The organism is Bradyrhizobium sp. Leo170 (assembly GCF_004296405.1).
In the GTDB taxonomy this organism is placed as follows: domain Bacteria; phylum Pseudomonadota; class Alphaproteobacteria; order Rhizobiales; family Xanthobacteraceae; genus Bradyrhizobium.
The window spans coordinates 1-5,932 of sequence record NZ_PSRR01000442.1 but is presented as its reverse complement, the minus strand read 5'-3'; the positions used below and the strand labels follow the sequence as shown (position 1 = coordinate 5,932).

Genomic DNA, 5,932 nt, shown 5'->3' with positions numbered 1-5,932 from the left:
GGTGAACGAGTGCGCGGTCGGACCGTTACAATCAAATAGAACGAAAAGATGGGCGGACCATGAGCAAGGAATTCGAGGAGCGCCTTGTTCGCTTCCGGAAGCTGCCGAAGGCCGTCCGCGTGGTGTATTCGCGGCCACGCATCTTTACTTCGATCGCAGTGGGCGTCGCCGCGTTTTTCCTGCTGCCGCAGTGGCTGCGGCCGGTGACGCGGCTCTTGGTGAGCTGGGACATCTTCGTCGCGCTGTATCTCGCCCTCGCCTTCATGATGATGCTCCAATGCAGCATCGCTTACATCAGGCGCAACGCGATACTGCAGGATGACGGCCGGTTCCTGATCCTGCTCATCACGGCGCTCGGCGCCTTCGCGAGCCTTGCCGCCATCATCTTCGAGCTCGGCGCCGCCAAGAGCAGCGCGGAAGCGCTGGCGCTCGCGATCGTCACCATCGTGCTATCCTGGGCGCTGGTCCACACCGCCTTTTCGCTGCACTATGCGCACGAATATTATCGCGGAAAGGAACCCGGCGGTCTGCAGTTTCCCAGCGGCAAGGAACACGTCGAGGCCGATTACTGGGATTTTGTCTATTTCTCGTTCGTGATTGGCATGACCGCGCAGGTCTCCGATGTCGGCATCACCGACAGGATCATCCGCCGCACCGCGACCGTGCACGGCATCATCTCCTTCGTGTTCAACACGGCGCTGCTCGCGTTGATGGTCAATATCGCGGCGAGCGCGATCTAGCCGGTTTCAAGCTATCGACCGTCATTGCGAGGAGCGATAGCGACGAAGCAATCCATGCCTCCGCAAGCGGCTCCATGGATTGCTTCGCGGAGCCTGTCATCGGGCGCGCATTCGCGCGACCCGTTGGCTCGCAATGACGGCACCCCGGTCTCAATTGCAAACCTGAACGTTGCCGCCGCCGCCCTCGTACGGGCCGCCTTGCGCGGTGGTGCGGAATTCGAGGTGGCAGCCGCGCGCGACCGGGCGACAGCCGCCGCGGTCGCAGACCATTTGGCCGCCACCACTGCCGCGGCCGCCCGAAGAGGCCATCGGCCGGGGAATGCGCACTTCCGGCCGCTCGCGCCGCGCCGGCCGATCGTCGGAATCGCGCTTGGCGACCGGCTTCTTCTCGCGCCGTTTCTCGCACGCATTGTCGTCGTTGAGGAACGAGCCGGCGCCGCAGACGATCCGGGTGCAGCGGTCGCCATCGGCCTTGGTGCCGTGCTCGCAGACGAGCGGGCAGACGCGCGATGATTTCTGCTTGATGGCATCGAGCGTGTCGACATTGGCGACCTTGGTGTCGAGCCTGGTTCCGGCATAGCGATTGAACAGCGTCAGCGACCGCTGCGAGGCGGCGTTCCACTCGCCATCGGCGCTACCTGTGAGGCAGCCGACGCGGCGCAGCTCGGTCTGCACCGATTTGGTGACGTCGGCTTGCGGCGAGCCGGTACTGAGCACGGCGACATTCACCGCCTTGTCGACAGGCGCTGCGGCGGGCGCCTGCTCCGCGGTGGCCTTGTCGGCGGCGATCTTGTCGGCCAGTGCCTTTTCGGCCGCGAGCCGCTTCTGCTCGGCGACCGCCGCCTGATCCTGCGCGACCTGCTTGGCCTTCTCGGCGGCAATGCGCGCCTGTTCGGCGGCCTTGGCGTCGGCGGCCGCCTTGGCCTGCTCGGCTTTTTGGGCACCTTCGGCGGCAAGCCGGGCACGCTCCTGCTCCGCCGCCCGCGCCTTCTCCGTGGCGGCGACGCGGGCTTCCTCGGCGGCGATCTTCTCGAGCTGGAGCTTGGCGAGGCTCGCATAGAAGCCGTCGGGATATTGCGCGAGGAAAGCGTTGAGCGCGCTCTTGTTGCCGACCTGCAGCGCCAGTTCGTAGTCGCGGCGGATGTCGGCCTGCGGGCTCAGTGCGGACGCGGCAGGCGCCGCCGCCTTGGCCGGCGCCGGCACCAGCGGCACATCCTCACCACCGAGCGAGCCATAGACGAACGGCTCCTGGCGGTTATTGGTCGACTTCAGCACGTCGTCGCGGACGTAGCCGAATGCGCGCCGCACATCGAGCCCGGGCGTCGTCAGGTGCTTTGCGAGCGCTGATGTGAAGGGGCTGTTCTTGCCGTCGCCATCAGCGGCGGTGGAACCGGCCTTGGCGGAATAGGCGATCAGCACGTTCGGGCTGGTCGGCTCTACCTTGGCAAGGCCCTGCCCGATCGCGGCCACCGTGCGCTTCATGCTCTTGGCAAAGGGATTGTCGCGGCAGGCGTCGAGGATCACGAGCCGCAGTTTCTTGGCCGGCTCGATCGCGATCAGGACGCGGTCGAGCGAAAACGCCTCATCATAGACGTCGGTGTCGCGTTCCAGCCTGGCATCGACCGGAATGAGGTAATTGCCGCCGTCGACCTCGATGCCATGGCCGGCGTAATAGACCACGGCGATCTCGGCATCGCGGGTACGATCGGCAAAGTCGCGCAGCGCGCGGCGGGTCTCAACCGCCGGAAGATCGCGGCGGAAATCCACCACGTCGAAACCGGCGTCCTTCAGCATCGCGGCGATCAGCGCGCCGTCATTGACGGGGTTGGGGAGCGGCGCGACGTTCTGATAGGCCGCATTGCTGAGCACGAGCGCCACGCGCTTCTCGGCGAAGGCCGGCTGGCACATCAGAAGCAGGAACAGCGCCAGAACGAACCGATGCAATCCTGGAAATCCGATCGATTTCATTACGCACCTTCAAAAACCCGCCTGTTCAGCATGATAGCAAGGCCTATCAGAAGCCGGGGCGGGGTTTGGTGACCCAGGTCACGAACGGGGCCGCACCATCTGATAAGCTTTAGTACCGCGGGACGAATGATGGTTCGGTCCGCCAGCCCGTAGCCCGGATGAAGCGCCAGCGTAACCCGGATCGCTCGTAACCGTTGATCTGGATGTCCCGGGTTGCGCGTTCCGCTCCACCCGGGCTACCAACAGATGGGCCAAGGGAGGAACCAACCATGAGCCATGACCGATCGACCGTCGAAGCCGTCGTGCAGAACTATTTCGACGGACTCTATGAAGGCGACGCCGACAAGCTCGGCGCGATGTTTCACCCCTCCGCCGACCTGCGCTGGGTGGAAAAGAGCGAGCTTCAGGTGCTGACAGTGCCGGACTGGCTCGACCGGGTCCGCAAGCGGCCGTCGGCGAAGGCGGAAGGCAAGCCGCGCGAGGATTTCATCGTCACCATCGACCGTTCGGACGACGTCACCGCCTTCATCAAGGTCCGCTGCCAATTGCCGCCGCGCTATTTCACCGACTATCTGGTGGCGATGAAGCTCAAGGACGGCTGGCAGATCGTCTCGAAATCCTATCGTTACGACCTGCGGGAGTAAGTACACCCGGGGCTTGGCTGATCGGACGGCCGCTTTTTCGATCTCGCACGGTCGAGCCGTCCACGCACATTGACCTTGCCTGCGCTTCGGGGCCAATTGGACCGGCCATGGAAGCCAGATTCCAGACCTTCCTGATCTTGCTTGCCGTGCTGGCGGGCACGGCGCTGTTGGCGCGGCGCCTCAATGTCGCGCCCGCCATCCTCTTGATGCTGGCCGGCATCGCGCTGGCCTTCGTGCCGGGCATGCCCAGCATCGAATTGCCGCCGGAACTGGTGCTGCTCATGGTGCTGCCGCCGCTGATCTACATGGCCGCGGTGGCCATGAGCTGGCGGGAATTCAAGAACAGCCTTCGTCCGATCGTGCTGCTCGCCGTCGGCTGCGTGATCTTCACGGCGGCGGCGGTCGCGACCGCCACTCACTACCTGATCGGGCTGCCCTGGGAGGTCGGGTTCCTGCTTGGTGCGATCGTGGCGCCGCCCGATGTGGTCGCCCCGCTTGCGATCGCGCGGCGGCTCCATCTCCCCCGCCGCATCCTCGTCATACTCGAAGGCGAGGGACTGGCGAATGATGCCACGGCGCTGATCCTCTACCGCTTCGCCCTCGCGGCGATCACCACCGGCGCCTTCTCGCTGCCGAAGGCCACCGGCGAATTTGCAGCCATCGTCGTCTGCGAGATCGCGTTCGGCATCGCGGTCGGATGGTTGAGCCTGCGCGCCCGCCAGCACTCGCGGGATCCGCAGGTCGAGATCACGCTCTCGCTGATCACGCCCTATGTGGCCTATTGGCTGCCGGAGCACTTTGGCGGCTCCGGCGTGATCGCCACGGTCGCCTGCGGCCTCTATGTGAGCTGGAACGGCCCGCTTTTGATTCCTTCCGCCACCCGCCTGCAGGGCATCTTTTTCTGGGACTTGGTGATCTACCTGATCGAAGGCATCCTGTTCTTGCTCACCGGCTTCCAGATGCGTTCGCTCTACGAGAAGTCGAAGGCATTTCCGCTCGACGACATCCTCTCCACCACCGCGCTGGTGATCGCGGTCATCGTCATCGCCCGCTTTGCCTGGGTGTTTCCCGCAACCTACCTGCCGCGGATCCTGAGCGAGCGCGTGCGACAGCGTGATCCGCAGCCGCGCTGGCAATGGACATTCACGATCGCCTTCGTCGGCGTCCGCGGCGCGGTGTCGCTCGCCGCCGCACTGGCGCTGCCGTTTGCGCTCGCGAGCGGCGAGCCTTTTCCCTATCGCGACATGATCCTGTTCGTCGCCTTCGGCGTCATCTTCATCACGCTGGTGGGGTTTGGCTTGACCCTGCCTACCGTCGTAGGCTGGCTGAACATCGCCAAGGACGGCCGCGCCGAGAGTATCGCCGAGCATGAAGCCGAAATAGCCGCGAGGCGCGAGGCGCTGGCCGCCGGCCTCACATCGCTCGATGCCATCGTCGACGAGCGCGAGCTCTCCGAGGAGGTCGTGAAGCTGCTGCGGGCGCGGCACGATATCCGCACCAACCAATTGCCGGCCGCGCTCGACCCCGACAATCACGACGTCTCCGCCAACGGCACCGAGCTGACGCGGGAATTGATCGCAACCGAGCGCCAGTTCATTCACGCCCTGCTCCGCGACGGCAAGATCACCGACGAGACGCGGCGCCGGATCGAGCGCGATCTCGACCTGGAAGAGGCCAGCCTCGCGAACCGCGAATATCGGAAGATACCGCTGTAATCGGGGGATACCCTCGCTACCGCGACGCGCAGAATTCCTTGACGGCACCGACCACGGCGGCGCCGATCATGTCCTGCCGTTCCGTGGACGCCATTGCCAGCTCTTCGTCCCGGTTGATGATCGAACCGGCCTCAAGCAGGACTGCGGGCACGCGGGTCCGCATAAGCACGACGAGCTGGTCGTAACGATAGACGCCCACCTTCTTGTCCAGCAGTTTTCGCCGGTATCGCCCCATCAACGCCAGCGCATATTGGCGGGCATATTGCAGGCCCTGCGCCTTCATTCGATTGCCGAGCAGCCGGGCGAACCTCAGGCTGGTCCAGAATTTCGGATTGTCGTGAGAAACGAACAGCGAATAGCCGCTGAACCGGTCGCTGAAATGGCTCTTCGTTCCCTCGAACTCCCATTCTTCGAGAAAGGAATCAGGCACCGAGTCATGGTGGATCGACAGGACCAGATCGGCCCCCGAATTGTTGATCGCGGTGGCGCGCTTGAACAGGCTCGGCCTTTTCGGGCCTTCCGTCACCAAGAGGCTGGTTTGCGCAAAGCCTTCGGACTTCAACTTGTCCTCGATGCGTTTCGCAAGGCGGAGATTGAAATCGAACTCCGGAATGTTGCGAGCGCTCCTCGCACCCGGCGCGTCGGCGGTATGGCCGACGTCCAGGATGAGCTTGAATTTGGACCGGTCGCATTTCGATGGCACGGCCTTTGGCGCAGTCCTGACACTCCCGCGCGGCCATGCGGCATATCTCGTGTCGAGCGACACGAGCGACAACAGGATGATCATAATGATCGGACTGTGGCGCCACACGCCCGGCATCGTAGCCCGGATGTAGCGAAGCGCAATCCGGGATCGGTCTGTTGG

At 64.3% G+C, this 5,932-nt stretch carries 5 protein-coding genes; 3 read left to right on the top strand and 2 right to left on the bottom strand.

The window, feature by feature from the left end:
- Window positions 1-59 precede the first annotated feature (59 nt).
- Entirely contained in the window at window positions 60-740 is a 681-nt protein-coding gene (locus tag CWO89_RS39850; protein WP_130583758.1) for a DUF1345 domain-containing protein, read from the top strand.
- 150 nt (window positions 741-890) lie between these two features.
- Here the strand turns inward: CWO89_RS39850 and CWO89_RS39845 are convergent, their stop codons facing one another.
- Complete coding sequence (locus CWO89_RS39845) at window positions 891-2,708, bottom strand: caspase family protein (protein ID WP_130583757.1); 1,818 nt, start codon at window positions 2,706-2,708, stop codon at window positions 891-893.
- A gap of 269 nt (window positions 2,709-2,977) precedes the next feature.
- Between CWO89_RS39845 and CWO89_RS39840 the strand changes: the two genes are divergently transcribed.
- Entirely contained in the window at window positions 2,978-3,352 is a 375-nt protein-coding gene (locus CWO89_RS39840) for a nuclear transport factor 2 family protein (protein ID WP_130583756.1), read from the top strand.
- Window positions 3,353-3,459: 107 nt separating this feature from the next.
- A complete protein-coding gene (locus CWO89_RS39835) occupies window positions 3,460-5,067 on the top strand; it encodes a Na+/H+ antiporter (protein WP_130583755.1) in 1,608 nt (535 codons plus the stop codon).
- Between the two features lie 16 nt (window positions 5,068-5,083).
- Here CWO89_RS39835 and CWO89_RS39830 read toward each other — a convergent pair whose 3' ends face one another.
- A complete protein-coding gene (locus tag CWO89_RS39830) occupies window positions 5,084-5,854 on the bottom strand; it encodes an N-acetylmuramoyl-L-alanine amidase (RefSeq protein ID WP_463702919.1) in 771 nt (256 codons plus the stop codon).
- Window positions 5,855-5,932 lie beyond the last annotated feature (78 nt).

What these genes read in the sequence shown, in the direction of transcription:
- CWO89_RS39850 (WP_130583758.1), top strand. Translation starts at nt 60, where the DNA reads ATGAGCAAGGAATTCGAGGAGCGCCTTGTTCGCTTCCGGAAGCTGCCG.
- CWO89_RS39840 (WP_130583756.1), top strand. Translation starts at nt 2,978, where the DNA reads ATGAGCCATGACCGATCGACCGTCGAAGCCGTCGTGCAGAACTATTTC.
- CWO89_RS39845 (WP_130583757.1), bottom strand. Translation starts at nt 2,708, where the DNA reads ATGAAATCGATCGGATTTCCAGGATTGCATCGGTTCGTTCTGGCGCTG.
- CWO89_RS39835 (WP_130583755.1), top strand. Translation starts at nt 3,460, where the DNA reads ATGGAAGCCAGATTCCAGACCTTCCTGATCTTGCTTGCCGTGCTGGCG.
- CWO89_RS39830 (WP_463702919.1), bottom strand. Translation starts at nt 5,854, where the DNA reads ATGATCATCCTGTTGTCGCTCGTGTCGCTCGACACGAGATATGCCGCA.